This is a genomic window from Paraburkholderia bannensis NBRC 103871, assembly GCF_000685015.1.
Classification (GTDB): domain Bacteria; phylum Pseudomonadota; class Gammaproteobacteria; order Burkholderiales; family Burkholderiaceae; genus Paraburkholderia; species Paraburkholderia bannensis.
In genome coordinates this window covers 13186-38777 of the sequence record NZ_BAYA01000035.1, presented here as the reverse complement: position 1 = coordinate 38777, position 25592 = coordinate 13186, and the positions used below count along the sequence as shown (strand labels likewise).

Genomic DNA, 25592 nt, shown 5'->3' with positions numbered 1-25592 from the left:
CTATTATGTCTGTGCATAACAAATTTGCAACGCCAAAAAACCGCCACGGCGTGTTTTCATAAATTTTAAGGATCGTTCAATGCAATAGGGCGGGATTTTTCGAATACTTCCGTTGTGGTTGCAACGGTTGTATACGCCGCTGCCGTGGTCAGTCGGATCTCCCGGGAGGACTTTGGATCATCCACAGCTGTGGAAAATGAATTGGCAAAGAGCGTATTTTTCCGAAATCTGCGTGCGTCTAAAGTCTCGCCATCGACATTGATCGAACCTGAACAACAGAACGCATTTTCAATATCCAAATCCACGGGAGAAACACCTCAATGGCACCCACGAATATTGCTTCCGAAGCGCCACAACCCGACATGCGCCGTCGTAGCGTGATGCAACTGGCTTCCGCACTTGCCGCACTGCCATTCCTGAACACTGCAGAAGCCGCTGTGAAAGGCGCGAATGTACCGCCGGCAATCTTTACGATGCCCGCAGCCACTGAAGCAGTGACGCCATTTCGCGTCTCGATTCCGCAGAGTGTGCTCAATGACCTTGAGCATCGGCTCGCCAACGTGCGATGGCCTAATCAGGAAACTGCATCGGGCTGGGTGCAGGGCGTGCCGCTCGATTCGGCCAAAGAACTCATCCAATACTGGCAGACCCAATATGACTGGCGTCGCTTCGAACGGCAGATCAACCGTTTCCCGCAGTATCGAACCTCGATCGATGGCCTGGGAATTCACTTCATCCATGTGAAATCGAAGCACCCTGATGCGTTGCCGATCATCCTGAGCCACGGATGGCCCGGTTCCGTCGTCGAGTTTTTCGACATCATCGGGCCGCTCACCGATCCCACTGCCTATGGCGGCCGTGCGGAGGATGCGTTCGATGTCGTCGTCCCTTCGATGCCCGGTTTTGGATTTTCGGATCAGCCGAAAGAGAAAGGATGGGATGTTGTCCGCACCGCAAAGGCGTGGGCGACGCTGATGACCCGCCTCGGATACACACGCTGGGTGGCGCAGGGCGGCGACTGGGGAACGGGCGTGACCCATGTCCTGGGTCATCTCCGTCCCGACGGGCTAATTGCCGCGCACGTGAACTGGCCGCTGGTTTTTCCGCAAACCTTGCCTGCGCATCTTACGCCAGAGCAGCAAGCCGCGGTGGATGGCGCCGCCAGGTTCACCGGCGATGGCGGTGGTTACTTCAAGGAGCATGCGACCAGGCCGCAGACGATCGGTTATGCACTCGCGGATTCGCCATCCGGCCAGGCTAGCTGGATGTACGAAAAATTCATTGGCTGGGCGGACAACGCCAATCAAGCCGATGGCCATATTGCATTCGACAAGATCCTCGACAACATCACGCTGTACTGGGTCACCAACACGTCGGCGTCGTCTGCCCGCTTTTACTGGGAGGCGACGCAGGCCGGCATGTCAGGCTTCAGCGGCGGCACCATCGAACTGCCGATGGCCGCGACAATCTTTCCCCACGAAATCTATCGTGCTCCGAAGGATTGGGCTCAAGCCGCATGGCCGAACCTGTTCTACTGGTCGGAAGTGGACAAAGGCGGGCATTTCGCAGCCATGGAGCAGCCCGCGCTATTTGCACAGGAGATGCGACTCGCTTTTCGCAAGATGAGGACGGCGTAGCGTGAAACCTGCCAAACGTACGCCCGCCCGCATTCTCGCGTCATGACACCACGCTTGAGCTACTGCGCGTCAGGCAGCACGACGCGAAGCGGGCGTGCTGTCGTACGGTTTGAAGATTTCGATGACCCAGTCGACGAAAACCTTCAGCCGGGCACTGTTGTATTTCGACTGGGCGAAAACAATGTGCATCGGGTGGAGCGGGCGCTTCCATTGAGGCAGAACCTGGACAAGATCGCCGTTTTTCAGCCACGGCTGCGCCATGAACGAAAACGTCTGGCCGACACCCAGGCCGCTTACCAGAGAGGTCAGATGAGCCGTGCTTTCGTTCACAAAGACACCTCTGCCGCCTTTCGGATCGATGGTGATGGTTTCTTCACCCTGCTGGAAAAGCAGAGGAACGACACGGCCGGTCAAGGATGAAAAATAGCCCGCGAGTTCGTGGCGTGCGAGCAGGTCATCGGGATGCGACGGGGTTCCGCGTTCGGCGAGGTAGCCGGAACCGGCATACGTGCCCCATTCCAGCCCTGCCAGGCGGCGCGCAACAAGGGAGGTGTCCTCCAGTTCGCCGCCGCGGATGACGCAGTCCACGCCTTCGCTGATGAGGTCGACCTGGCGGTCGCTCACGCCCACGTCAAGCTGGATTTCGGGGTAGCGCTTGCGGAAAGCGGGAAGGTGGGGCAGCAGGATCAGATTGGCGAGCGATGAGCCGATGTCGACGCGGATCCGGCCGCGCGGGTTGCCGCGCGAATCCGCAAACAGGCCATCCATCTCTTCGAGATCCGCGAGCAGCTTCACGGCATTTTGATAGTAGGCCTGACCTTCCTCCGTGACGACTACCCGTCGGGTGGAACGCTGAAACAGCTTCACGCGCAGATGCGTTTCAAGTTCCTGAATGAGCTTCGAGACGGTCGCGCGCGGTACGTTCAAGGTGTCGGCCGCTTTGCTGAAGCCACCTGACTCGGCAATTCGCACGAATACACGCAACGCTTGTAGTTGATCCATTGATCCTCCCTGTAGCAGATGAGTTGTCAGTGTAGTGATTATCCATGCACATGGAAAATCAATTCGCAGTCACCGTGTTTTTCTACGTCGTGCAGACGTTTATCGTTGCATCCATCAACACCCAACAACCCGGAGCAAATCATGAGCAGGAAACTCGAAGGCAAGGTAGCACTGGTAACCGGCGCCACGAGCGGCATTGGCCTGGCCGCAGCAAAGGATCTCGCCGCAGAAGGCGCGAAGGTGTACATCACCGGACGCCGTCAGGCCGAACTGGATGCCGCCGTCGAAACGATCGGTCACGGCGCGCGCGGCGTGCGAGGTGATGTCACGCGTGACGAAGATCTCGACGCGCTGTTCGAGAAGATCCGCACCGAACAGGGTCGCCTGGATATCGTCTTCACCAATGCGGGTGGCGGCTCGATGCTCCCGCTCGGCGAGATCACCGGCCAGCATTTCGACGACACGTTCAATCGCAATGTCCGCGCCGTGGTCTTCACGGTGCAGAAGGCCTTGCCGCTGATGCAAAAAGGCGGCTCGCTGATCCTGAACGGCTCGATCGCGGGTTCGACGGGCACGCCTGCGTTCAGCATCTACAGTGCCTCGAAGGCCGCAGTCCGTGCGCTGGCCCGTAGCTGGGTGCTGGATCTGAAGGAGCGCGGTATCCGCGTGAATGTGGTGAGCCCGGGTACGACGCTGACCACCGGACTGGTGGAACTGGCCGGCGACACGAAGGAAGCGCAGGACGGGCTGGCGAGCTACCTGGCCTCGCTGGTGCCGATTGGACGCCTGGCTGACCCGTCGGAGATCGCCAAGGTCGTGACCTTCCTCGCCTCGGACGATTCGAGCTTCGTCAACGGCGCGGAATTCACCGCGGACGGCGGCCAGGCACAGGTCTGAGTCCCCGATCAGTCTCGATCAGCGGGTGTGGCACGAAACGAAATGCCGCGCCCGCTCACAATCGCGAGTCGCTAGACACCGTCGCGACATGCTATTTCTGAGGGTTTTCATGTCACAAATCGAGAAGCCAGATCCCACGCTAATTGAGCATTTGCTGATGCGTAATATCCGCGAAGTTTTTGGTGAAGGCGATCCTGTACGCCTTCGCAAGGCTATCGAGGATCTCTACACGGACGACTGCGTCGTGTATCTACCGATCGGCCGCTACGTCGGCCACGATGAACTGGCGTCGATTGCGGGCAAGCTGCGCGCTTCGCACCCGAGCTATGTCTACACGCCTCACCGGAAACCCGAAGCCGTACAGAACGGCGGGCGCTTGATCTGGGGTTCCGGGCCAGTCGGCGAGCCTCCCCGTTACACCGGCGAGGACATCATTGTCGTCCGCGATTCGAAAATCGCCGTCCTGTACGTGTTCCTGGATTCGCACGATGATTCGTCAACCTGAATCCCAGAATATTCGATATTTCTGGATTCACCAGCCACTGCTGCATTTCAGTCGTTCGGTGCTTGCACGAGAGCGCGCCGTCTGTTCTGACGACGCGCTCAGTCGTGATTCGCTGCTGTCACTGCTCAAGAAGGCGCAGTGCTAGCCACGTGGAGGCGTCTCGACCGGACAATGCAAGGGCGCGCCCTTTGTCCGACCATCGCCCAGTTCACGAAGTCCGCGCGCAATTGAATGCGCCAGGGCATCGACCGCGTCGCGATGTCCCGCTACCAGCGCGTCGTAACCTTGGCCCACGGGCTCGTCGATCACGCTGCGGCAGGTCATGACCGTCTGCGAATCGAGTGCGCGCACGCTCCAGACCGCATCGATCAGCGCGTGCGAACCGGGCCATGATTCGAAGCGTTGCACGTTCACGCTCACGCGATAGACCGGCACGTTATCCGGATGCGGCGAGCCATACACGTCGAGGGTGTTCAACTGCTGGGTGAGGTCGCCGGAAAGCGCGCGGCGGATCTCGTCGCCGGGCATCGACGCCCAGCGTTCCTGTTCCAGCACCTTCACCTGGGTGGCGTCGGTCTGCACGACGAGCTGCGCCTTTGCGACCTGCGGCGGCACGTCGACCGGTGCAAGCTCGATGAGCCACGCCGGGTTGCCCGCGCCGACGGGCGCCGTCGCAGCCGATGCAGTACGTGCACCGTCGCCGCTCGGGCTCAGCGTATAGAAGCGGCTTGCGGGCGAGGCGCAGCCCGCAAGCGCCGCGGCAAGAATGAGCGCCGGGGCAAGCGCCGGCAGCGCGGAACGAAGCGGCAGGTTAGGCCGGAGAAACGTCATGGCTTGTCTCCTGATTTGCCGCGCAGCAGCGATTCGGGATGGCGCTCCAGATAATCCGTGAGCGAGTTGAGCGACTGCAGGGTTCGCGTGAGTTCCTGCATGGCCTGATGCACGTCCGATTGCAGCGGCGAATCCTGCTGCAAGGTGGCCTGCGCGGCATGGAAGGTCTTCTGCGTCTCTTCGAGCGTGCCATGCAGTTGCGGCAGGATCTCGTCGTTCACCTTACCGAACAGCTCGTTTGCGCTCTTGAGCGACTCGTTCAGGTTGTTGCCGATCTTGTCGAAGGGAACCTGATTGAGCTTCTTGGTGATATCGGCGACCTGCTGCTGGAGTTCTTCGAGCGAGTTCGGCACCGTCGGCAGTTCCATGGGATTGCTGTCGAGGTTGTACTTCGCCGGCGGCGCATTCGGGAATACATCGAGCGCGATATAAAGCTGGCCCGTCAGCAGGTTGCCGTTACGCAATTGCCCGCGCAGGCCGCGCTCGACGAGGCGCTGAATAAACTCGCGATCCTGCGGGGATCCTGGCGGCGGCGCGGCTCCACCGCGGTTCTTGCGCGCAAGACGAAGCGGGTACAGATCCATCGTCACCGGCATGGCGAAGTTACGCTGCTTCGGATCGTATTCAATACCGATGTCGGTCACCTGGCCGAGCGCGATGCCGCGGAAGTCCACGGTTGCACCCACGGCAAGCCCGCGCAGCGACTGGTTGAAATACATCACGACGCGCGACGGCGCGCCGTCTGGCTCCTTCATTGCATCGCCTTCATCGTCGGCGAGCGCGAAGATGGCGTTGTCGGGCGCCTGCGGCCCCATCGGGCTGCCGCCCGGCTGCTGGAACGCGAGGCCACCCGCTACAACGGTCGCGAGCGATTGCGTATTGACCTTGAAACCACTGGCGTCGAGCTTCACGTCCACGCCGCTCGCATGCCACCAGCGCGTATTCGTGCCCACGTACTGGTCGTACGGCGCGCTCACGAACACCTGCACGGTGACGCCCGTGCCGTCCTTGTCGAGCGAATAGCCCGTGACCTGGCCGACCTGGATGCGGCGATAGAAGATCGGCGTGCCGATATCGAGCGAGCCCAGATCCTTGCTGTGCAGCGAATAGTGATGGCCCTTCTCGTCGATGGTCACGGCAGGCGGGGTTTCCAGTCCGGTAAAGTCGCTCGCGGTTTCGTGCGAGCGGCCCGCATCCGCGCCGATATAGGCGCCGGACAGCAGTGTGCCCAGGCCCGACACGCCGCCTGCACCCACTCGCGGACGCACCACCCAGAAGCGGCTGTCCTTGCTGGCGAAGGTTTCTGCGTCCTTGGTCAGCTCGACCGTCACGAGCACGTGCGAGAGGTTCGGCGAGAGCTTGATGGCGCGCACCGAGCCGATTTCGACGTCCTTGTACTTGACCTTCGTCTTGCCGGGTTCGAGCCCTTCGGCGGACAGGAAAGTGATCGTGAGCGTCGGGCCGCGCATGGCGACGGACTTCACGACAAGCGCCACGCCGATCAGCGCCGCGATGAGCGGCACGATCCAGACGAGCGAGGGCAGCCAGCGTCTGGGCTGGACGATCTGCGGCTCGCCGACGCCCGGAAAATGGTCGTCGCCGGGAGGCGTGCGGGTTCCTTTCGGACTAGTCATGCGGATGTTCCATTGTGTAATTCGAGGGTTCCTCGGCGACCGGCGCGATCTTTGCCGTGCTGGCGACGGGATCCCAGATGAGTCGCGGGTCGAACTGCATCGCGGCGATCATCGTCAGGATGACTACCGAACCAAAGGCGATGGCGCCAGGCCCGGCTGTGACGGTGCCGAACGAGCCGAAGCGCACCAGCGAAACGGTGAGCGCGATCACGAAGATGTCGAGCATCGACCAGCGGCCTATGAATTCGACGACCCGGTAGAGCGTCGTGCGTTCTGCTGTGCGCCATCGGGAGCGACGCTGCGAGGTCAAGGCGAGGAGCGCGAGCGCGGAGAGCTTGAGCATCGGCACCATGATGCTGGCGATAAAAACGACAGCCGCGATCAACCATTCGCCGGTCATCCAGAAGTGGACGATGCCGCTCAGGATGGTGTCGCCGCGATCATGTGCGAGCGTTGCCGTATTCATGATCGGCAGGACGTTCGCGGGAACGTAGAGAATCGCCGCGGCGCTCAGGAGCGCCCACGTGCGACGCAAAGAGTCGGGGCGGCGCAGGTGCACGGGCGTATTACAGCGGCCACAGCGCTGTTTGCGCGCCAGGATCTGCTGCGACTCCAGTTGGCCGCAGACATGGCAGCTAGCCAGGCCGGCCGCCCTGGCGGTAACGTCGCGCGTCTGGAAACCTGCGCGGTGCGGATAGTCGTGGCAAACGTCGCCGGAGCGACTGTCCGGCGTGTCATCCAGACGGTCGATATCACTGCCGATTGGTGGAGCGCGCAACGAATCCGCCATATCCCAGAGCCTGCGAAAATCGAACATCGCGACGACAGTCAGCATCAAGGTCAGCGCAGCGAAAGCGAACAGCGCGGTCTCTGGCATCACCCGCGAGATGCTGACCAGTTTTACGATGGCCACAAGTATGCCCACCATGAAGACTTCGAGCATGCCCCACGGCCGCACGAACTCGATGGCGTGCATCACATAACGGAATCCCGGTGGAACGACGCCTCGCCGGATAGGCAGCAGCAAATAAAGCAGCGCCACCATCTCGACGAGGGGAAACAGCACCGTTGCACAGAACACCATCGACGAGACGGCATGCATGCCCTCGTTCCACAAGACCACGAGTGCACCGATCAGGCTCGACTCCGACGTAATGCCGTTAGCGTCGAGCGCGATGATGGGGAACGACTGCGCGATGATGAAGGTGATGAATGCGGCGACGGTGACCGCGCACAGGCGATCGAGCTGCGCGAAGCTTTCCCGGTAGAGCGTGGAGCCGCACCGCGAGCAACACGCGGCCTGGCCTCCGGGCAGGAGGCGAGGCTTGCGAAACAGCGCGTCACAGTGGCGGCACGCGACAAGTGTGGGGTAGGGCATTGGAGAGAAAGAAAGCGTTTACGTCTGTGGCGGTTGCCACCCCAGCCCGAGGCTTTTCTGCAGCGAAACATAGTCCTTGAGCAGTTCCGCCTGTCCGGCGACGACGTCCTGCTGGGCCGAAAATTCAGCACGTTGGGTGTCCAGCAGATCGACAAGGCTGACGGTGCCTGCGCGATAGCGCTGCCGCGTCAGGTCTGCCGAGCGCACCGCAGACTTCTGGACTTTCATCAGCGTCGCCAGATGTTCGCGCTGGTAGCCGAAGCGCGATAGCCCGTCGTTTGCGTCCTGAAGCGCGCCCAATACCGTCTTTTCGTAGTTCGCGATGGCTTCGTCGCGCGAGGCTTGCGCGCCGTGCACAGCGCCCAGCGTGCGGCCGAAATCAAACAGGTTCCACGAGAGATAGGGCGCGCCGAGCCACGTCGCATTGGCCTTGCGGAAAAGGTGGCCTGGATCGGCGGCTGAATAACTCAGGTCGCCGTAGAGCGTGACCTTCGGGAAGAAGTCGGCAATGTGCTCGCCAATCTGCGCGTTGCTCGATGCGAGACGGCGCTCCGCTGCGCGAATGTCCGGGCGCTGCGCGAGCATTTTCGCCGGGTCACCGACGGCAACATTGGCCGGCAGGTCAGGCAATGGACGTGCCTGTGCGAGCTCCGCGTCAAGCGCCCCCGGCGCCTTGCCGGTGAGCACGGCAAGCTGGTCGAGCGAGATTTCCACCTGGGCGGCCAGTGGCGTGAGGGTCGACCGGGTATTTTCGACCTGCGTCGTGAGGCGCTCGACATCGACGTCGGCCGCCGTGCCGCCCGCGCGTCGCTGCTCCGTCAGCGTGAGACTCTGCTGCTGCAGCTCAGCCGTGCGCTGCGCGATAAGCAGTCGCTGCTGCTGGTCGCGCAAACCCACATAGGCCTGGGCGACTTCGGCGGCCAGCGACACTTGGGTGTCGGCGAGATCGGCGTTGACGGCCTCGGACTGCGCATTCGCCGCTTCGATCGCACGGCGCGTTCCGCCAAACAGATCGATCTCCCACGAGGCGTCGAACCCGGCGGTGTACAGCGACAGCGGGCCGCGTCCCGATGAACCCGCACTAGACCCGGACGAGGACAGCGCGCTGAGGTCAGGCTCGCGCATGCGAACCGTAGCGGCGTCGGCGCTTAGCTTGGGCATTTCGGCCGCACGCTGCTGCTGCAATTGCGCGCGCGAGGCACGCAGCCGCGCCTGGGCCGCCCGCAGATCCGGGTTGTGCGCGAAAGCGGCCGCGATCAACGAATCCAGTTGCGGATCGCCTAGCGCCAGCCACCATTGATTCGGCGCAGGCGAGGTGGCGACGATGCCCTTCGCGGGAGTGCGCACGAAGGTCGTCGCGCTTGCCGCTTCGGACGCCACCGGCGGCGCACCATGATAATCAGGCCCGACCGTACAGGCGGCCAGCAGGGCGGCAGCGCAGGCTACGGCGATTGCGCTGACGGCACTTACGGGAGGGCGTCGAGAAAAGGTTGCCATCATGTTCGATTCAATAGACTTCAATGAGCTTCTACCGGGGCGGAGCCGGGGCGCGGATTCTTGAGCAGGAAGGCGAGCGGGATGCAGGCGAGCAAGGCGACACCGAGCACCCAGAACGTTTCCGAATAGGTGATGACCGTCGACTGCACCTGGATCTGGGAAGCCAGTTGCCCAAGCGCCTGCATCTTCGCGTAGGCCATGTCGCCCGTCTGCGCGAAGAAACTCGCCGCGCTAGCTGTAATGTGCTCCTGCCCGACGAGCGAATTGTTCGTGACCGCCTCGCGAAGCACGGCCGTGTGGAAGGTCTCGCGCCGGTCGATCAACGTGCCGATAATCGCCAGCCCCACCGAGCCGCCGAGATTGCGCGCCATGTTATAGATGCCCGCCGCGTCGCCGGACTCTTCGCGGGAGACCGTGGCCATGGCGGCCTGGTTCAGCGGCATCATCGACAGGATCTGGCCCACGCCGCGCAACAACTGCGACCACGTGAAATCATGGCCGACGCTCAGCGCCGTCAGCGTCGTGTCGAGCATGCAGCTCCATGCAAAGAACAGCAGGCCCGTGACGACGAGCGCACGGATATCGACCTTGCCGAGCAGGCGCGGCAGGATCGGCATGGTCAACATCGCGGGGATGCCGGAGAGCAGCATGACCATGCCCGATTGCTCGGCGTTATAGCCGGCCACCTGGCTCAGGAACTGCGGCAGCAGGTACGAAATGCCATACAGACCCGCGCCGACGATGAAGACGATCACGTTGACGCTTGCGAAGCGCATGTTGCGCATCAGCGAAAGACGCAGGATCGGCTTTCGGGCGACAAACTGCGAAATGCCGATCAGCACCATCCCGAAGAGCGACACGAGCGTCAGGCTCACGATCATCTGCGACTCGAACCAGCGCTCGCGCTGCCCTTCCTCCAGCACCACGGTGAGCGAACTGAGGCCAATCGCCAGCCCGATAATGCCGATCCAGTCGGCCTTCAGGAATTCCTCCCAGTGAGGCCGATCGGGGCCCAGCCCGTAAATCAGGAGCGTAATCAGTGCGAGACACACGGGCAGGTTGACGAAGAAGCACCAGCTCCAGCTGATGTTCTCGGCCAGCCAGCCGCCCACGACCGGGCCAAGCAATGGCCCGAGCAGCGCGGTCAGTCCGAACATCGTCATGCCGATGGGCAACTGCGATGGAGGCAGCCGCGTGCGGATGATGGTCTGCGCAGTCGGGATCATCGCACCGCCCGTGAAGCCCTGGCCGATGCGTCCGACGATCATGATGGCGAGCGAACCCGACCATCCGCACATCATCGAAAAGCCGATGAACAGCGTAGCGTTCGCGAGCAGAAAATTGCGCAGGCCGAACACGCGCGTGAGCCACGCGGCGAGCGGAATCATCACGATTTCGGACATCAGGTAGCCCGTGGAAATCCACGTGCCCTCGGTGCCGGTCGCGCCGATTTCGCCCTGGATCTGCGGCAGCGCGGAGTTCGTGATCGAAATGTCGAGCGTGGCGATGAGCGCGCCAAGCGCGCCCGCGGCGACCGCAATCCAGTCCGAGGCACTGGCGCGCTCGCCCTGGGATGGCTGGGCGTTCGCGGCGCGACCCATCGCGCTCCCGGTGGCACTGCTTACATTACTCACGATGGTTCTCGACATCGATGCGGTGATCGTCGTCGCGCGAGGATCGCGTATCGACCTCGGCGGTCACGGACATGCCGGGCAGCAGCACCTTGCGCGTTTGCGGGCCGGTTTCCACGCGGATGCGCACCGGTACGCGCTGAACGATCTTCGTGAAGTTGCCGGTCGCGTTCTCGGCAGGCAGCAAGGCGAACTGCGCCCCAGTGCCCGGCGAGAAGCTGTCGACGACGCCGTGCAGCTTGTGCCCGGACAGCGCATCGACGGAAATCTCCACCGGCTGGCCGATGCGCATGCGGCCGATCTGCGTTTCCTTGAAGTTGGCGGTCAGATAGGTGTCCTGCACGGGCACGACCGACAGCATCCGCGTGCCCGGCTGCACGTACTGCCCCACGCGCACCGTACGGTCGCCGACGCGACCCGCAATGGCGCTCTTGACGACCGTATGGTCGAGGTCGAGCTGCGACTGCGCGGCGCTCGCTTTTGCCGCTTCGAGTTGCGCGCGGGCCTGGCCGAGCTGGGCCGTCAGCGCGCCCATCTGCGACCGGGCCGATTCGACCGCCGCGTGGTCGGCGGCCAGCGTGGCCTGCGCCTGGTCGCGCGAGCTCTTGAGCTCCGAGAGCTTTTCGGTGGTTTCAGCGCCCGACGCCGCGAGCGGCGTGTAGCGCGCGACTTCGTCCTGGGCGTGGCGCAGGCTGACGCGCGCGACTTCCTCCTGGGCCACCGCTTGAGCGATGTTCGCGCGTTGTTGCGTGAGCTGTGCGTCGGCATGTTCGACGTCGGCGTTGCGTGCATCGATGGTGGCGTTGGCCTGCGCAAGCGCAGCTTGATACTGGCGCGTGTCGAGGCGAACCAGCGGGTCGCCGGCTTTAACGGCCTGGTTGTCCGCCACGAAAACATCGGTGATGTAGCCGCTCACCTTGGGGGCGACCGTCACGCTATCGGCCTGAAGGTAGGCGTCGTCGGTGCTCTCGATAAAACGCCCAACCAGCCACCAGTGGCCCGCCCAGCCGGCCGCGCCGACCGCCGCCACGAGTGCGGCCCCAATAAGCATGCCGCGTTTGGAACCGCGTGCTTGCGCGGTTTGTGTTGTGTCCTGGCGATCGCGCTGCGGCGCGTCTGCTGTCGTCGACATGGTGTGGAAACCCCAATTTATTCCAATTGGACGAATTATTCCATTCGGAAAATATCTGTCAAGTGTTATATTTTGGAAGTTTTCACTGACGCTTTCTCCTATGTCTGAATCCCGGCGCCCCCGCCACCCGGCCGAAGGTGGCTACGCACGTGGCGAAGAAACCCGTAAGAAGATCATCGACGCGGCCATTTCCCTGTTTGGCCAGCATGGATTCGCAGGCGCGTCGACGCGGGACATCGCGGCGCGCGCGGGTGTCAACGCGCCGGCGTTGCAGTACTACTTCCAGAACAAGGAGGGGGTTTATCGGGCCTGCGCCGAGGCGATGGTGGAGGACGCCCTGCAGGTTCTGGAGCCTGCTCTGGTGCAGGCGCAAGAGACGCTCAAAAGCAATAAGCCCGAGAGTGAGTTGATCGACGCCTTCGTCAACCTTCAATGCGCCATTGCGGATTTGATGTTCAGAAAGGGGCGCGAGACTGACCGACGGCTCTTCTTTGCACGTGAGCAAGGCGGTGGAGAGCCTGAAATTGGATCACAGGTGTTGCGCGAGCGCCTGCGTACGCCGATGAACAAGGTCAATGCTGCGCTGGTCGCCCGTATTACCGGACGTGAAGAAAATGATCCGCTGACCATCGTGCGAATGATCAGCCTCTGGGGGCAGTTTTTTGCGTTTCACGTCGCGCGTGAGTCGACATTGTCGATGCTGGGCTGGTCTGAAATCGATGGAAACAATGCGGAGTTTGTGAAAGCAACGGTCAGCGCGCAAACGCGGTGTTTGCTGAAGTCCTGGCAAAGCGAGCTTGAGTAAAGGTGGGGCAGGGGCCAATGGAGATGAGCGCAAGCTGAAAAGCGAAAAAGAAACACATTACCGTTTCTTGATCGCGGGGAGGTGTTCGCCCTGATGAGCAGGACGCAATTTGAAGCGACACACTTGCTCGGTCGAATAGCCTGCGTCGTTGTTCGATAGATTTGGTTAACATTGGATTGACCGGCGCGCAAAAGATTTGCGCTACCATTCGCACGCCTTCCATGGGCATTATTTCATCTTTGTCATTCTGCGGCCCGCTTGCTTTGCAAGCGGGCCTTTTTTTGTGATCCTGGTTATCTGTTAAAGGCGCGCTGGCGCCCGGCTTACCTTGCGCCAATCGTCGTCACGGGAACCCATTTGCCGTTCTTGACCTGATACAGCGTCGAGGTGGGATTGCTCAAATCCCCAATCGTATTGAATGCAATGTGGCCGGTGATGCCATCATATTGAGTCGAACGAAGCGCGGACATAAAGACCGCTGGTTTTATCGAGCCAGCCCTTTTCATTGCGTCAATGGCGATCCACGTGCAGTCGTATGAGAACGGTGAAAACGTGAGGATATCCATGCCAAACCGCTTCTTGTATTTCAGGCCGAACGCCCGGCCTTCCGGTAGCGCGTCAATCGGGCGTCCGTACTCCCACGCCAGCGCGCCATCTGCAGCATTCCCGGCCGACTGGACAAAGACGGTATCCGCGATGCCTCCGCTACCGACGAACTGAGTGTGCATCCCAAGCTGCTTCATGCGCTTGACGATCAGCCCGGCCTGGGCGTTGCTCCCGGAGAAAAACAGGAGATCGGCATTTGCGCCCTTTATGTTCGTCAACAACGCGTTAAATTCAACGGCCTTGTCATTCGTATACTCCGATGTGACGATCGATCCGCCAGCGGCCTGCACGGCTTTCTTGAATTCTTCGACGGCGCCCTGACCAAAGGCCGTGCGATCGTCCATCGTCGCAATGCGCTTCGCCTTCATGACGGTCACCGCATAGTTGCCGGCATTGCCCGAGTTTTGAACGTCCGTCGCGATGATCCGGAAAACATTGGTCAATCCAAGGCGCGTGATCTGAGGATTGGTCGCAGCCGGGTCAAGCAATGGAATGCCGGCCTTCGCAAAGATGGGGGCGGACGGCAGGGCGACGCCAGAGTTGTAGTAACCGATGGTCGCCACGACTCCGTCGTCCACCAGCTTTTGCGCCACCTGAACACCAATTCGCGGATCGCCCTGGTCGTCAACCGAATCGAGCTCGAACTTGATCTCCTGGCCACCAATATGAAGATGCTGCGCATTCGCCTCTTCGATCGCAAGGCGTGCGCCGTTCTCCATGTCCTTGCCGTTCGCCGCCCCTATGCCGGTGAGCGGCGCAGAGAGGCCAATCTTGACAACCTGTTGCGCAACAGCTTCGCCAGCCACCCCTGCAAGGGCCGTGGTGAAGAGTAGGGATAAAAGGACTTTTCGCATGGTAGGCACCCGTTCCATCAATGTTCAGTTTGCCGAAGATTCAGGCTAATAACGCAATTCACCTCGCCGTTGCCGGAGAAAATATCTACGTATTACTAAGTAGTTGGGGTTTTTGAAAATCGATAGGTTCCGGGCCCCAATGTTCCTGTTTCAATCCAGGCCGATGGCCGCCGGTGACATTTGCCTGCCGGATTTCAAGCGCTCGACGACATACTCGCTGACGATCAAGTCCAGGTGCGCACCGCCCGCATTCTTGTAAACCGTCCGGTCTGCAGCCGAACGGCGGAGCGTCGGCATCTGGCACAGATCGAAGAGGTCGCCCTCGATATCGCTTTCCGCGATCACCCCAGCCTCCATCGGAACCTGTATATCGCCAGAGAGCGCTGCATTCTGGCGGTCGTCCACGAAGACGCGGGCACCCCGGAACACATCGCAATCGGCCTCCCGCATGTCGTGCCGGTATCCTCCGACCAGATCCACATGCGTACCGGGACGAACGTACTTGCCCCGGATCATGGGTGTCGATGCGCCGGTGGCGGCCGTAATGATATCGGCGCACGCGACCGCGTCATCGATGTCCTCGACAATCCGCACGCGAATACTTCTCGCTTCGAGCGCCGAGCGTGCAGCCTCCAGCCGCGACGGAGAGCGGTTCCACAACAACACTTCACGGATGGATGGGCGCACGTGCAGATAAGCGTCCGTCAGCGCCCGTGCGATCGGCCCTGCGCCCAGCACCAGCAGTACCTGGCTGTTCTCCCTGCTCAGCCTGCGTGCCGCCAGGGCAGAATCGGCCGCGGTTTTCCATCGCGTGATCTCGGGGCCGTCAAGCATGGCGACCAGCCCCTTGGTGCGCTCGTCGAGCAGCAGAAACGCGGCGTGCTCCGATGGCAAGGGCGGGTCGGCTGCGCCATTGGCCGGATGTATCGAGGCGATCTTGGCGCCAGCCCCCTTGCCCGGCAGGATCACGCCTCGACAGAAAAGACCAAAATCCGCATCGCCGATGAAATAGCCGTCGCCAATGGGCCGCGACCCGGTATGCCCGCGATGCAGGGCTTCGATGACGCCGTCCCATTCCAGCACCGACTGGATCTGCTGCGCCGAAATGATCTGCATGCTCACAGCTCCTGCTGTTTCGGCCAGATGTCCCCAAGGGTGTAGCCCTCGGGAAAGGGGTCGTCATGATCCAGCACGATGGTCTGGATGCCATGGATCCAGCTGGTGCCGGCCAGCGTCGGCACCACGGCGGCGTGTTCGCCGATCCGGGTCGTCTCCTCCAGGCGACCGGTGAAGTACGTCCCGAGAATGCCCTGATGCCGGAAGTCCTGGTTCAGCGGCAATTCCCCCTTGGCATGCAGCACGGCCATTTTGGCGCAGGTGCCGGTACCGCACGGGCAACGGTCGATCGCACCTGTCCAGGTGGCCGGATCGTCCCACGAAAGCGGTCCCGTAGGCATGGTGACCACATTCTTCCAGTCGACCCGTGGGTCGTCGCTGGGCCCCGAAAGCTGGGAAATGGTGATGCCAACGCCCGGATAGTCGGGATGCGCAACCGGCAACTGTTCAATGGCCGCCTGGCGGATCATCGCCGAGACCCGCGCGATCTCCTTGCCATGTTCGGGCTTGAGTTCCAGGCCCGGAAACTGGCGCACGTCGGCAATGGCGTAGAACATGCCGCCCCAGCCGACATCCACGCGCACCTTGCCCAGATGCGGCACATCGATCATGGCGTCTAGATGCGCGGCAAATGCCGGTACGTTCCTGAACTTTACGCTCTTGACCTTGCCGTCCTTGCACTCGGCGCGAATGCGGATCAGCCCGGCCGGCGCTTCGAGCGTCAGTTCGGTCACCGGCTCCTGCATCGCAAGCATGCCCATTTCCAGCAGCACGGTGACCACGGAGATGGTGTTGCCGCCCGACATCATGGGGTACTCGACCTGTTCGAGGATGATGTAGCCCGCATCGGCGTCCGGGTGACAGGGCGGGACGATGATGTTGCAGCAGTGGGCCGGGTAGCCGCGCGGCTCGCGCAGCAGCAGCTTGCGCAGTCCGTCGTCATTGGCCTCCAGCCATTTCATCTTGGCGTAGACCGTATCGCCCGGGATATGCGGGATGCCGCCGGTGACCACACGCATGGGAATGCCCGAATGCGTCTCCACGGCATGGATGCTTCTCTTGAAACCCATCTGCTGAATTCCTCTTCCGTTTTGCCGCTTCCACGCGGCTTGAAGAGAAATTTATGTCGATTTCGCGGCGAATTTAAACGACGTTTTTTCCGGCATTCCTTCAACTTTTTGTTGAAGCTTGCAGGGCCAGTTGCTGCCTGAGCCACGTGCAGAATCGCTTGCACGCGCTGGTGTCCGTCTTGTCTTTGCGCACGGAGAGGTAATGGCCGCGATTCTTCATCACCGTCTTGTGCGGCAACGGGCGCACGAGGGTGCCGCTATCGACCAGATGTCCGACGAGGTGATGCCAGCCCAACGCCACGCCCTGGTGTGCCAGGGCCAGTTGCACGATGGCCGGGTAGTCGTTGCTGGTAAACAGGCGCCGTGGGACGTCGGCGCACCAACTGGTGTCCACGTCATGCAGCGCCAGCCAGACCTTCCAGTCGATATGCTCGGAAATCTGCGAGCGACCGTAGGCGCTGAGATCCAGCAGCGACATATCGAGCAGTTGCGCGGGTGCTTCGACCGGCCCTTGGCGCTGCAGGTATTGCGGTGTGCAGACCGGATAGACTTCGTCGTCGAACAGATGCTCGCTGTCGTATCCGTCGCGCAGACTGGCCAGCTTCGCGATGTACACGTCCGGCTGCACGCCCGCTTCCATCGCGATGAAGTTCAGCGTGGTCAGCACGGTCAGTTCGATGTCGGGCGCATCCTCAAGGAATTCAGGCAGCCGCCGATGAAGCCACAAAGCGGAAAATGCCGGCGAACAGCACACGGTCAAGGTCTGGCGGGCGGGGATTCTCTTGCGCAGGCGTTCGGCGGCCTGATGAAGATTGATCAGCGAAAGCTGGGCGGCATCCTTGAACATCTCGCCATCGGCGGTCAACGTGACGGCCCTGCCAGAGCGCACGAACAACGCTGTCCCAAGATAGTCCTCCAGTTCCAGCACCTGCTTGCTGACGGCTGCCGGCGTCACGCTCAGGGCACTGGCGGCCTTGGTAAAGCTGCTGAATTTCGCGGCCGCGAGAAAGGATTTGATGGCCCGCAGTGAAAGCGCGCCGGCGAGGGTTTCACTAATTTCGAATTGAGTCGTCATGACGATGTCGACCGGCCTGAGAGGAGCGGGTAGGGTTCGGAGCGAGGGACTGCCTGAGTTTACATGAGGGGAGGCTGTGGCATCCCCCGGTTGCTCAGGCAAAATGGGCGAAAGGCAAGCAACTTCCCGAAACCAATGCTGCCGACCTTAACAAGCTGCACCACACTAAAGATCCCAAAGGTAATGGAACACGCTAGTAAAACGGCAAGAACGATTGCCGCGGCTTTCGCTCTCGCGCTGCTTTGCGCAGGCGGTGCAGCGCACGCCGCATCTAAGGATGGTTGTGTCACGCAAGCAGAACTCGACGATTTGCAGAGTCATTTTTTCTCGGGCTTTCCTGATGCGAACGCGTTCAAGAAATACACGGATAAGAACGATTTCCGCTTGCTGACTAATGTTGCATCGGGCCGTGACCTCGAACAGGGCGGCAAACCGGTCGATGAGAAAGTGGACTGGATTTTCACGACGCTTCGCGATCACAAAGAGCTGTTTTCGAACTACGCATTCGACAAGCCTGATTTGACTTATATGAAGGGGCAACTGCGCGGTGCGAAGTCTTCCGTCGACAATCTGTCCCGCGCTAAACGGTTGGCCAAAAAACGAATGCGTCCAGGAAGTGACTTACTCCATTCCACAAGGCGCGTGCGTGATGTCGCAGCGACTGACCAATCTGTCGCTTCAATTCGTGAAGGACGAGCGTCCACTTTCGCTGCGCGGCGTCGAGATGTTTTTTGTCGCCTGTCCGGCGAAATAATGACGCCCTGACGACTGTCCTGCTGCTGCACAAATCGTGGCTGTGCCCTTGCCATGGAGGCGAGGCAAAGGTTACGCCAAGCAGCGGCACTAATGCACGCGTTAAGCTAACTGACTGACAACTATGCTTCGTTCGCTGAAACTGTGGATGCTTCCCTGCGTGCTCGCACTTCTCGGCTGGTTTTTTAGTCGCCCAGTGATCGTGCTGCATTACGCCCCCGACGCGCGCGAGCCGGTTGGTTACTTTTTCAACGAAAACAACGACGTCACGCGTGGTGAGCTGACGCCCGGTCAGACGGAAAAATTCTATATGCCGATGTTTCCTTCGCCCGACGCGTTTGTCAATTTCAGCCTGCCGTTAGCGAGTCGCGATGGCGTCAACATCAAGCCGCCATATAGCCGTGTGGACGTGTATATCGACGCCGCGACCAGGATCGAACGAACGGACATCAAGCACGGTTTCCTCGCCCGTTTCTGATTCGCTTCTTCGTGAGCGCTAGTGATAGCGTATTCGTCGCGATTCAAGCAAACGGCAATGGGCCGTCAAAGGTGTCAACGTAGCAGAGGTGCGATACGCCGGTGCCATTTCCCTCGCCCCAGCGATGCAGCATATAAGCGGGCGGCTCCAGGTAGGACGCCGGGTCGGCATCGGGTTTGAATCGGGCGGCAATCTGTGTGGTGGTGCTCGGGCACGTCAATATCGGCACCGCGCCCAGGCGTCCCTGCATCGAGCGGTGCACGTGTCCGGCAACGATGCGATCCACGTTGGCGTGGCGGGACAGAATATCCGCCAAAGCGTCGACGTTCGCCAACCCGTACAGATCGAGATACGGAATGCCCGTGGAAAACGGCGGATGATGCATGGCGATCATGATTCGCCTGTCCTTGCTGGCAGCCAGCTCGCGTTCCAGCCACGCCAGCGACGCGGCGCTCAATTCGCCGTGGTGAAAGCCCGGCACCGTCGTGTCCAATGCAAGTACGCGCATCGAACCGACGTTGACGCCGAAGTTGAGTTCGCCTTCGCGTGGCAGCCACGGATGGTCGCCGAATGCTTCGCGCAGTTGTACGCGATCGTCGTGATTGCCGGGCATGAGCGCATACGGGTATCGCAACGGCGCCAGCAGATCCCGCACCATGGCGTATTCCGCAGGCGACCCCTCGTCGGTGAGATCGCCGGTAATCAGTACGAAATCGGGCGCAGGATCCAGACCGTCGAGCGCAACGATCGCACGGGCGAACATCGCGTTCGAGTCGACGCGTTCCTGATAAAGCCGGCCTTTGGGGCGGACATGAATATCCGAAATCTGTGCAATGACGGTCACGGCATGCCTTCGCTATTCGTCAATCCGGTTAGTGGGAGTAACGACTTCAGCGCGAGATTAAGCCGCCAAAAATCAGCGTGAGCGTGGCGCGGCACGTCACTGCGGTTGCACACGAATGGTTGCACGAGCACCGGATGGCATTAAGAGCATGGACAGCGCAAACGCAATCAGGCACCCCAGCACGACTTCTTCCACGCGAAGTACGGCGAGTGCAACGATGGCAAATCCAAGCTGGCCGTACACCAGTCCGACTAGCAGCGTAATGAAAAACACGCCCCGTGTATAAGCGTGCAGGATGAAATAAGCCCAGCCGAATACCGATACGGCCATCAAGGCCACTAGGACATAGGGTTCGCTTCTGAAGAGGGCGACGAGCACCACGCTCGCGGCGGCGCCCGCGAAGGTGCCCACCAGGCGCTTGCCGACGCGAGCCAGCGTGCCTTCGCGCGAATGCGTGCCGAGAAACACGACGAATGTGCTGATGACCGCCCACATCGAGCGCTCGGTCGACATTTCATCGCCGGCCAGCAGGGCGAGCAGCGCGGCCACGGCGGCAAGGGCAGCGGGCCGCCACGCAAGATGATGGCGATGCCGCACGAGTGCGTCCAGCTGGTCGCGCATACGCGTCCTGCACGCATTGACGGTATGCGACAGGCGCGAGTGGAAATCCCGGACGCGAACTGGCGCGCGCGGCGATGGATCGATGCCCTTTGGGGGAAGCAGCACACGTCCCACGCCGCCGACCACCAGCGGCGCGACGGCGGAAAGCGCCAGCATGGCGTGAAGCACGTCACGCGAAGGATGCAGATACAGCCCCAGATAGAACGCGACTAGCGCGAGCAAGGCGCAGCCCGCAGCGCGAGGTGCTAACGCGTGGCACAGCATGCCCGCGTACACAATTGCCAGGAGCAGCGCGCCGCGTAGAACAGGATGCGGGGCAGCGAGTGCCGAGAGCGCGAAGCTCGCGCACGTGCAGAAGTAGAGCAAACCTAACGAGACGACCCAGCCTGACAGGTGCCGGTCTCTCAGGAACAGCGGCGCGATCATGGCGAACAACGTCGCCGGCGCGGCGAACGTGATGGGCCTGTGGTGCCCGATCAGCCACCCGATGCACAGCGCCGCGGTCACCAGGCAGGCGAGTGTCGAGCGTGTCGCATGATGAAATCGCGCGAATTCCGGATCGCTTGCCAGCATCCGCTCACGGACGCGGTCGTACACGGCAATCATGTTCGATGATCTCCGACGTGGCCGTCACGCAGCTTGTGGCTGCATGGCGGCGTCCGGCAAGATTGCCGGCGTTAAGAGAGCGCCCGGTCTGCGTCTGTTGCGGGGATCTCCCGCGCCAGCCAACAGGGCGCACCGTTGCCCGCTGTAGTGGCGCTCGCGACGGATAGCGACGCAGCGCCGGTGATTCAGCGGCCCGGCGAATGATAACCGACCAAAATTTTTTAAAAAAATGCGCGGGATTGGCGAAATTCCAACAATCGCCGTGCTGTTCAAAAATCGGCGGGTGCCGTGAAATGCCCGTGCGCAAAGGCTCTTCAGCCGATTGAACGTCGATTTCGATTTGTTGAATTGAGAATTTCAAACCCTGATTTCTAGCGCCTTTTGATTAAACCTAGACTGCCCTCTCTGCCGCTGGTTGAACTGACGGCAGGGTCGTGCAAGGCCGCAAAGACGGCACAACGACGATCGTTCCAATTAATCCAGCACGTTTCGAAGGGTATCGATGAAGATCAAGAAGACCGCAATGTCGGTGGCGGCCATGACGCCGTTTCTCCTCCTCGCCAGCGCCGCGCACGCTCAAAGTAGCATTACGCTTTACGGTCTCATCGATGAGGGCCTCAATTTCACCAGTAACGCCGGAGGACATTCGGCATGGGCGATGGCAAGCGGCGACACCGCCGGTAGCCGCTGGGGACTGAAGGGCAGCGAAGATCTGGGCGGCGGCTACAAGGCGATCTTCAAGGTCGAAAACGGCTTCAATATCAACACGGGCAAGCTGGGGCAGGACTCCAGCATGTTCGGGCGCCAGGCGTATGTGGGCTTGTCGTCGGATCGCTACGGCACGCTGACGCTCGGTCGCCAGTACGACACGAGCGTCGACGACTACGGCTTTGCCAGCCTCACCGCCGCGGGCAACTGGGCCGGCGACATCGCGACGCATCCGTTCGACAGCGACAACGCCGACTGGGATTTCCGCGTCAACAACGCCGTCAAATACGTCACGCCGACATGGCGCGGCCTCACCGGCGAAGCCATGTACGGCTTCAGCAACGAGGCGGGTGGATTCGCGAACAACCGTCTGTGGGGCGCGACGCTGAACTATCAGAACGGCAATTTCACGGCTGCGGCGTCGTATCTGAAGATGAACAATCCGGGCCTGACGACGAGCGGCGCCATTACGTCCGGCGACCTGTTCGATGGGGCGTCACAGCAGACGATCGGCCTGTCGGCAAGCTATCGTTTTCCGAAGGTGGCGGTCGCCGCCGCGTGGTCGCACGTCGACGTCTATGACCCGACCAGCAACGTGTGGCTCGAAAACACCAGCCTGGCGAACGGCGCAAGCTGGAATTCGTGGAAATTCGACAACTTCGAAGTGAACGCGCAGTACTTCTTCACGCCAGCGCTCTGGCTCGGTTCGACCTACACGTTCACGATGGCGCATCTCTCGTCGACGGCGGGCAGCTACGTACCCAAGTGGCACCAGATCAGCCTCATGCTCGACTACGATCTGAGCAAGCGGACTTCGCTGTACATGCAGGGCGCCTGGCAGCACGTCGTCAGCGCACACACGGGCACGGATTTCGACGAAGCGCAGATTGTGGATGCGTCGGCGGGGGCATCGTCGGGGGTGAACCAGATGGTGTATCGCGTCGGCATCATGCACCGCTTCTAACCGTGTACGTTTAACGGTGTAGCGCCGACGGCAGTCGCCTGATGGATCGGGCGACTGCCTGAGACTGAATTCGCCGGATCAGAAAATCACATAGATCTTGCGCAGCGTTTCATCGATCTGCCAGAGGCCTTCGGTGTTCGCTTCGAAGAACATCGTGTCGCCGCCCTTGAAGCGGATCGTCTCTTCGCCATCGGGCGTAAAGCTGCCCGAGCCCGCCAGAAAATGCATGACCTCCGCCTCCTTCACCGAACGGCGATAGGTGCCCGGCGAGCATTCGAACACACCGGTATCGACGGCTTCGGCGCCAGGAATGACGATCTGGCGCCCGGTGACGCGGGCAGGTTCCGTGCCTGGCAAGCCTGCCGTGCCCCAATCTTCGAGTCCTGCGAGTTGCACGGATTGCTGGATCTGCTGCACTTTCATTGCATGTATTCCTGTTGACGTGAGGTGTGATCGAGGCGTTGTTCGATGCGGCCCAGCCGCACCACGGTCACGCCTGGCCGCAACTGGCGAAGCGACGGCATGACGAGCATGCAGTCGTCGTAGGGCGTGCGCACCGGCTCGCCATTCGACCAGCCGATCACCGTGCCTGCCGTGTCGAAGGTTTCGAGGCCCGTATAAGGGCCCGCGAAACGAAAATCCATGCTGTTCGCGACGACCGGCTCTGTCACGCGCACCACTGTCATCTGCGCGGGCAAGGGCGCGAGCCAACCGGCGGGCAAGTCGCTCGCGTCGACTACACCCGCATGCAGCAGAAAGCGCGCGGTGCTGTCGCGCGCAACGTCCACGGCGCGCTCTTCCCAGTGCTGGCCGCATTCGATCAGCAGCGCGTTCTTTGCGCTGAGCGGATCGCCGAAGCCTTCGTAATCACGCATGCGCCGGCCTTCGGGATGGCCTTCGTCGCAGATCACCGTGGCGGGCACGCCGAGCTGCGCGGATAGCGCAATGCCTTTGTCGAGCGGCCCGGCGACAATCAACGGCGCGCTCTTTTCATGCATCGAATGCAGGTCGAGCAGCAGGTCGACGCTATCGATCACCGGGCGCATCGCCCGGGCCCGATCGAGTTCTGCGGAGCGCTTCGACGTATCGTCGAGCGTTGCGGCAGTCCAGACACGGTTGAAATCCTGGTCGACGAAACGCGCCTTGTCGGGCTGCGCGGCGTCGAAACGCGCGTAGGCATCCACGTTCGCGAAAGCCAGCGTAAGCCGGCCGCGTCGCGGACGCAGTTGCGCGCGCAACAATTCGTCGACGACAATTGCGCCGCATACTTCATTGCCATGCGTAAGCGCATTCACCATCACATGCGGGCCCGCCACGCCCGAGTCGAACGTGTGCACATAGGCCACGCCGCTATTGCCTTGGGCATGCGCGGAAATATCGGGGAAGGCGACTTCAATCGGATAGGCGTCCATGCTCATGCAAGACCTCCCTGGCAGAGATATTTGATCGACAGATAGTCGTCGAGGCCGTATTTCGAGCCTTCGCGGCCGTAGCCCGATTCCTTGACGCCACCAAACGGTGCGGCTTCTGACGCGAGCGCGCCTTCGTTGATGCCGACGATGCCCGCTTCGAGCGCATTGCTCACACGCTCGATACGGCGCAGGTCCTGGCTGTAGAAATAGGCGGCCAGGCCGAAGGGCGTATTGTTGGCAGCGGCAATCGCTTCGTCTTCCTGATCGAATGCGAACAGCGGCGCAACCGGGCCGAAGGTTTCTTCGCCGCACAGCGCCATTTCGTGCGATGCGTGGCCGAGCACGGTCGGTGCGTAGTAGTGCGGCCCGAGTGCCGTGAGACGTTGGCCGCCCACCAGCACGGTCGCGCCATGCTGGACGGCGTCGTCCACGTGGCGCGCGATCTTGTCGACGGCGCGTGCATTGATCATCGGCCCGATCTGCGATGCAGGATCGCTGGCTGGCCCGACGCGCAGTTCGGCCACGCGTGCGCGCAAGCGCGTGGCGAAGGCTTCGTAGATGCCACGCTGCACGTAGACGCGATTCGGGCACACGCAGGTCTGTCCGCCGTTGCGGAATTTCGCGGCGATCAGGCCTTCGACGGCCGCGTCGAGATCGGCGTCGTCGAACACAATGAAAGGCGCATTGCCGCCGAGTTCGAGCGAGAGCTTCTTGAGCGTGCCCGCCGATTCACGCGCGAGATGCTTGCCCACCGGCGTCGATCCCGTGAAGGTGATCTTGCGCACGCGCGCATCGGCCAGCCATGCATCGACGGTTGCTGGCGTCGCTTCGCGCGAGGCCGTCACGAGATTGAGCACGCCGGGCGGCACGCCCGCGTCGTGTGCGAGTTGCACGAGCGCAAGGGCGGTGAGCGGCGTGTCCTCGGCGGGCTTGCCGACGACCGTGCATCCGGCGGCGAGGGCGGGCGCGATCTTGCGCGCGATCATCGCCAGCGGGAAATTCCACGGCGTGATCGCGGCGACTACGCCCACGGGCTCTTTCACCGCGCTCATGCGCTTGCCGCGCTGCTGGGTGGGGATCACGTCGCCATAGATGCGGGTGGCTTCGTCGGCGAACCATGCAACGTAGGACGCGCCATAGGCGACCTCGCCGCGCGCTTCGGCCAGCGGCTTGCCCTGTTCCAGCGAAATGAGCGCGCCCAGTGCGGCTTCGTTCGCGACGATGGCGGCGTGCCAGCGTCGCAGCATCGCGGCGCGCTCCTTCGGCAGCGTCGCGCGCCAGGCAGGCAACGCAGCCGAGGCGGCGTCGGCGGCCGCGTACGCATCGGCTGCGCCGCTTTGCGCGACTTCGGCAACGAGGCGGCCCGTGGCGGGATCGGTGACGGCGAAGCGTGCGCCGTTTTGCGCGGCGACCCATTGGCCGCCGATGAAATTGTCCGTGCGAATCAACGCGCGGGCAGAGCCTTCAAGGTCGAAACTCATGCGGCGTGCTTCCGTGTGAATGTTCGGGGGATCGGTCGTGTAAAGCGGGTTAAAG

Annotated in this window: 25 protein-coding genes; 7 read left to right on the top strand and 18 right to left on the bottom strand. The window is 61.7% G+C overall.

From position 1 onward, the window contains the following. Positions 1 to 65: 65 nt before the first annotated feature. Entirely contained in the window at positions 66 to 305 is a 240-nt protein-coding gene (locus BBA01S_RS47200) for a hypothetical protein (protein WP_156966170.1), read from the bottom strand. Between the two features lie 15 nt (positions 306 to 320). Between BBA01S_RS47200 and BBA01S_RS33505 the strand changes: the two genes are divergently transcribed. Beyond that, positions 321 to 1637: an epoxide hydrolase family protein gene (locus BBA01S_RS33505; RefSeq protein WP_042298336.1), complete on the top strand. Its 1317-nt coding sequence runs from the start codon at positions 321 to 323 to the stop codon at positions 1635 to 1637. Positions 1638 to 1706: 69 nt separating this feature from the next. Here BBA01S_RS33505 and BBA01S_RS33500 read toward each other — a convergent pair whose 3' ends face one another. After that, the gene (locus BBA01S_RS33500; protein ID WP_027820249.1) at positions 1707 to 2639 is read right to left on the bottom strand and encodes a LysR family transcriptional regulator; all 933 of its coding nucleotides are present in this window, start codon (positions 2637 to 2639) and stop codon (positions 1707 to 1709) included. 141 nt (positions 2640 to 2780) lie between these two features. Between BBA01S_RS33500 and BBA01S_RS33495 the strand changes: the two genes are divergently transcribed. Both BBA01S_RS33495 and BBA01S_RS33490 read left to right on the top strand, forming a co-directional pair. Further along, positions 2781 to 3536 (top strand): SDR family NAD(P)-dependent oxidoreductase, encoded by a 756-nt coding sequence (locus tag BBA01S_RS33495; RefSeq protein WP_027820248.1) that lies wholly within the window; start codon positions 2781 to 2783, stop codon positions 3534 to 3536. Between the two features lie 109 nt (positions 3537 to 3645). Further along, positions 3646 to 4041, top strand: coding sequence for a nuclear transport factor 2 family protein (locus BBA01S_RS33490; protein ID WP_042298335.1), 396 nt, complete (start codon positions 3646 to 3648; stop codon positions 4039 to 4041). A 141-nt stretch (positions 4042 to 4182) separates the two neighbouring features. Here BBA01S_RS33490 and BBA01S_RS43945 read toward each other — a convergent pair whose 3' ends face one another. The 6 genes from BBA01S_RS43945 to BBA01S_RS33460 are packed head-to-tail and all read right to left on the bottom strand — an operon-like array spanning position 4183 to position 12144. After that, positions 4183 to 4872: a PqiC family protein gene (locus BBA01S_RS43945; RefSeq protein ID WP_042298334.1), complete on the bottom strand. Its 690-nt coding sequence runs from the start codon at positions 4870 to 4872 to the stop codon at positions 4183 to 4185. Next, positions 4869 to 6506: a PqiB family protein gene (locus tag BBA01S_RS33480; protein WP_027820246.1), complete on the bottom strand. Its 1638-nt coding sequence runs from the start codon at positions 6504 to 6506 to the stop codon at positions 4869 to 4871. The genes BBA01S_RS43945 and BBA01S_RS33480 overlap by 4 nt, the downstream gene beginning before the upstream one ends. Further along, positions 6499 to 7884: a paraquat-inducible protein A gene (locus BBA01S_RS43940; protein ID WP_042298333.1), complete on the bottom strand. Its 1386-nt coding sequence runs from the start codon at positions 7882 to 7884 to the stop codon at positions 6499 to 6501. Before BBA01S_RS43940 ends, BBA01S_RS33480 begins: the two co-directional genes overlap by 8 nt. 18 nt (positions 7885 to 7902) lie before the next feature. Next, complete coding sequence (locus tag BBA01S_RS33470; protein ID WP_027820245.1) at positions 7903 to 9381, bottom strand: efflux transporter outer membrane subunit; 1479 nt, start codon at positions 9379 to 9381, stop codon at positions 7903 to 7905. A 20-nt stretch (positions 9382 to 9401) separates the two neighbouring features. Then, a complete protein-coding gene (locus BBA01S_RS33465) occupies positions 9402 to 10982 on the bottom strand; it encodes an MDR family MFS transporter (RefSeq protein ID WP_027820244.1) in 1581 nt (526 codons plus the stop codon). A gap of 25 nt (positions 10983 to 11007) precedes the next feature. Then, complete coding sequence (locus BBA01S_RS33460) at positions 11008 to 12144, bottom strand: HlyD family secretion protein (protein ID WP_027820243.1); 1137 nt, start codon at positions 12142 to 12144, stop codon at positions 11008 to 11010. Here BBA01S_RS33460 and BBA01S_RS43935 point away from each other — a divergent pair. Continuing rightward, the gene (locus tag BBA01S_RS43935; protein WP_245641661.1) at positions 12143 to 12949 is read left to right on the top strand and encodes a CerR family C-terminal domain-containing protein; all 807 of its coding nucleotides are present in this window, start codon (positions 12143 to 12145) and stop codon (positions 12947 to 12949) included. The two genes, BBA01S_RS33460 and BBA01S_RS43935, sit on opposite strands and share 2 nt — an antisense overlap. Positions 12950 to 13272: 323 nt before the next feature. Here BBA01S_RS43935 and BBA01S_RS33450 read toward each other — a convergent pair whose 3' ends face one another. The 4 genes from BBA01S_RS33450 to BBA01S_RS33435 form a co-directional block, all read right to left on the bottom strand. After that, positions 13273 to 14409: a branched-chain amino acid ABC transporter substrate-binding protein gene (locus tag BBA01S_RS33450; RefSeq protein WP_156966169.1), complete on the bottom strand. Its 1137-nt coding sequence runs from the start codon at positions 14407 to 14409 to the stop codon at positions 13273 to 13275. Between the two features lie 150 nt (positions 14410 to 14559). Beyond that, the gene (locus BBA01S_RS43930; RefSeq protein ID WP_042298331.1) at positions 14560 to 15525 is read right to left on the bottom strand and encodes an ornithine cyclodeaminase family protein; all 966 of its coding nucleotides are present in this window, start codon (positions 15523 to 15525) and stop codon (positions 14560 to 14562) included. A gap of 2 nt (positions 15526 to 15527) precedes the next feature. Then, positions 15528 to 16595 carry a proline racemase family protein gene (locus tag BBA01S_RS33440; protein WP_027820241.1) on the bottom strand — a complete coding sequence of 356 codons (1068 nt, stop codon included), beginning with the start codon at positions 16593 to 16595 and terminating at the stop codon, positions 15528 to 15530. A 100-nt stretch (positions 16596 to 16695) separates the two neighbouring features. Continuing rightward, positions 16696 to 17670 carry a LysR substrate-binding domain-containing protein gene (locus BBA01S_RS33435; RefSeq protein ID WP_027820240.1) on the bottom strand — a complete coding sequence of 325 codons (975 nt, stop codon included), beginning with the start codon at positions 17668 to 17670 and terminating at the stop codon, positions 16696 to 16698. A 135-nt stretch (positions 17671 to 17805) separates the two neighbouring features. Between BBA01S_RS33435 and BBA01S_RS43925 the strand changes: the two genes are divergently transcribed. Together BBA01S_RS43925 and BBA01S_RS33425 are read left to right on the top strand one after the other, a co-directional pair. Further along, the gene (locus BBA01S_RS43925; RefSeq protein WP_245641660.1) at positions 17806 to 18435 is read left to right on the top strand and encodes a hypothetical protein; all 630 of its coding nucleotides are present in this window, start codon (positions 17806 to 17808) and stop codon (positions 18433 to 18435) included. Between the two features lie 148 nt (positions 18436 to 18583). Further along, positions 18584 to 18901: a hypothetical protein gene (locus BBA01S_RS33425; RefSeq protein WP_245641659.1), complete on the top strand. Its 318-nt coding sequence runs from the start codon at positions 18584 to 18586 to the stop codon at positions 18899 to 18901. A gap of 43 nt (positions 18902 to 18944) precedes the next feature. Here the strand turns inward: BBA01S_RS33425 and BBA01S_RS33420 are convergent, their stop codons facing one another. The 3 genes from BBA01S_RS33420 to BBA01S_RS47195 form a co-directional block, all read right to left on the bottom strand. Further along, on the bottom strand, positions 18945 to 19745 hold the full coding sequence (locus tag BBA01S_RS33420) for a phosphodiesterase (RefSeq protein WP_027820238.1): 801 nt from the start codon (positions 19743 to 19745) through the stop codon (positions 18945 to 18947). A gap of 96 nt (positions 19746 to 19841) precedes the next feature. Further along, positions 19842 to 20972 (bottom strand): FUSC family protein, encoded by a 1131-nt coding sequence (locus tag BBA01S_RS43920; protein WP_052392010.1) that lies wholly within the window; start codon positions 20970 to 20972, stop codon positions 19842 to 19844. Beyond that, positions 20944 to 21333 carry a hypothetical protein gene (locus BBA01S_RS47195; protein WP_156966168.1) on the bottom strand — a complete coding sequence of 130 codons (390 nt, stop codon included), beginning with the start codon at positions 21331 to 21333 and terminating at the stop codon, positions 20944 to 20946. Before BBA01S_RS47195 ends, BBA01S_RS43920 begins: the two co-directional genes overlap by 29 nt. A gap of 141 nt (positions 21334 to 21474) precedes the next feature. Between BBA01S_RS47195 and BBA01S_RS33410 the strand changes: the two genes are divergently transcribed. Further along, a complete protein-coding gene (locus BBA01S_RS33410) occupies positions 21475 to 22644 on the top strand; it encodes a porin (protein WP_027820237.1) in 1170 nt (389 codons plus the stop codon). A 78-nt stretch (positions 22645 to 22722) separates the two neighbouring features. On the opposite strand, the gene BBA01S_RS33405 is transcribed toward BBA01S_RS33410, so the two are convergent. The 3 genes from BBA01S_RS33405 to BBA01S_RS33395 are packed head-to-tail and all read right to left on the bottom strand — an operon-like array spanning position 22723 to position 25537. Further along, positions 22723 to 23067, bottom strand: coding sequence for a cupin domain-containing protein (locus BBA01S_RS33405; RefSeq protein ID WP_027820236.1), 345 nt, complete (start codon positions 23065 to 23067; stop codon positions 22723 to 22725). Continuing rightward, positions 23064 to 24062, bottom strand: a complete 999-nt coding sequence (locus tag BBA01S_RS33400) for a M14 family metallopeptidase (RefSeq protein WP_027820235.1) — start codon at positions 24060 to 24062, stop codon at positions 23064 to 23066. The genes BBA01S_RS33405 and BBA01S_RS33400 overlap by 4 nt, the downstream gene beginning before the upstream one ends. Then, positions 24059 to 25537, bottom strand: coding sequence for an NAD-dependent succinate-semialdehyde dehydrogenase (locus BBA01S_RS33395; protein ID WP_027820234.1), 1479 nt, complete (start codon positions 25535 to 25537; stop codon positions 24059 to 24061). The genes BBA01S_RS33400 and BBA01S_RS33395 overlap by 4 nt, the downstream gene beginning before the upstream one ends. Positions 25538 to 25592: the final 55 nt, after the last annotated feature.

Coding starts and splice junctions, on each gene's coding strand:
- BBA01S_RS33505 (WP_042298336.1), top strand. CDS start 321: ATGGCACCCACGAATATTGCTTCCGAAGCGCCACAACCCGACATGCGC.
- BBA01S_RS33500 (WP_027820249.1), bottom strand. CDS start 2,639: ATGGATCAACTACAAGCGTTGCGTGTATTCGTGCGAATTGCCGAGTCA.
- BBA01S_RS33495 (WP_027820248.1), top strand. CDS start 2,781: ATGAGCAGGAAACTCGAAGGCAAGGTAGCACTGGTAACCGGCGCCACG.
- BBA01S_RS33490 (WP_042298335.1), top strand. CDS start 3,646: ATGTCACAAATCGAGAAGCCAGATCCCACGCTAATTGAGCATTTGCTG.
- BBA01S_RS43945 (WP_042298334.1), bottom strand. CDS start 4,872: ATGACGTTTCTCCGGCCTAACCTGCCGCTTCGTTCCGCGCTGCCGGCG.
- BBA01S_RS33480 (WP_027820246.1), bottom strand. CDS start 6,506: ATGACTAGTCCGAAAGGAACCCGCACGCCTCCCGGCGACGACCATTTT.
- BBA01S_RS43940 (WP_042298333.1), bottom strand. CDS start 7,884: ATGCCCTACCCCACACTTGTCGCGTGCCGCCACTGTGACGCGCTGTTT.
- BBA01S_RS33470 (WP_027820245.1), bottom strand. CDS start 9,381: ATGGCAACCTTTTCTCGACGCCCTCCCGTAAGTGCCGTCAGCGCAATC.
- BBA01S_RS33465 (WP_027820244.1), bottom strand. CDS start 10,982: ATGGGTCGCGCCGCGAACGCCCAGCCATCCCAGGGCGAGCGCGCCAGT.
- BBA01S_RS43935 (WP_245641661.1), top strand. CDS start 12,143: ATGGTGTGGAAACCCCAATTTATTCCAATTGGACGAATTATTCCATTC.
- BBA01S_RS33460 (WP_027820243.1), bottom strand. CDS start 12,144: ATGTCGACGACAGCAGACGCGCCGCAGCGCGATCGCCAGGACACAACA.
- BBA01S_RS33450 (WP_156966169.1), bottom strand. CDS start 14,409: ATGCGAAAAGTCCTTTTATCCCTACTCTTCACCACGGCCCTTGCAGGG.
- BBA01S_RS43930 (WP_042298331.1), bottom strand. CDS start 15,525: ATGCAGATCATTTCGGCGCAGCAGATCCAGTCGGTGCTGGAATGGGAC.
- BBA01S_RS33440 (WP_027820241.1), bottom strand. CDS start 16,595: ATGGGTTTCAAGAGAAGCATCCATGCCGTGGAGACGCATTCGGGCATT.
- BBA01S_RS33435 (WP_027820240.1), bottom strand. CDS start 17,670: ATGACGACTCAATTCGAAATTAGTGAAACCCTCGCCGGCGCGCTTTCA.
- BBA01S_RS43925 (WP_245641660.1), top strand. CDS start 17,806: ATGCTGCCGACCTTAACAAGCTGCACCACACTAAAGATCCCAAAGGTA.
- BBA01S_RS43920 (WP_052392010.1), bottom strand. CDS start 20,972: ATGATTGCCGTGTACGACCGCGTCCGTGAGCGGATGCTGGCAAGCGAT.
- BBA01S_RS33410 (WP_027820237.1), top strand. CDS start 21,475: ATGAAGATCAAGAAGACCGCAATGTCGGTGGCGGCCATGACGCCGTTT.
- BBA01S_RS33405 (WP_027820236.1), bottom strand. CDS start 23,067: ATGAAAGTGCAGCAGATCCAGCAATCCGTGCAACTCGCAGGACTCGAA.
- BBA01S_RS33400 (WP_027820235.1), bottom strand. CDS start 24,062: ATGAGCATGGACGCCTATCCGATTGAAGTCGCCTTCCCCGATATTTCC.
- BBA01S_RS33395 (WP_027820234.1), bottom strand. CDS start 25,537: ATGAGTTTCGACCTTGAAGGCTCTGCCCGCGCGTTGATTCGCACGGAC.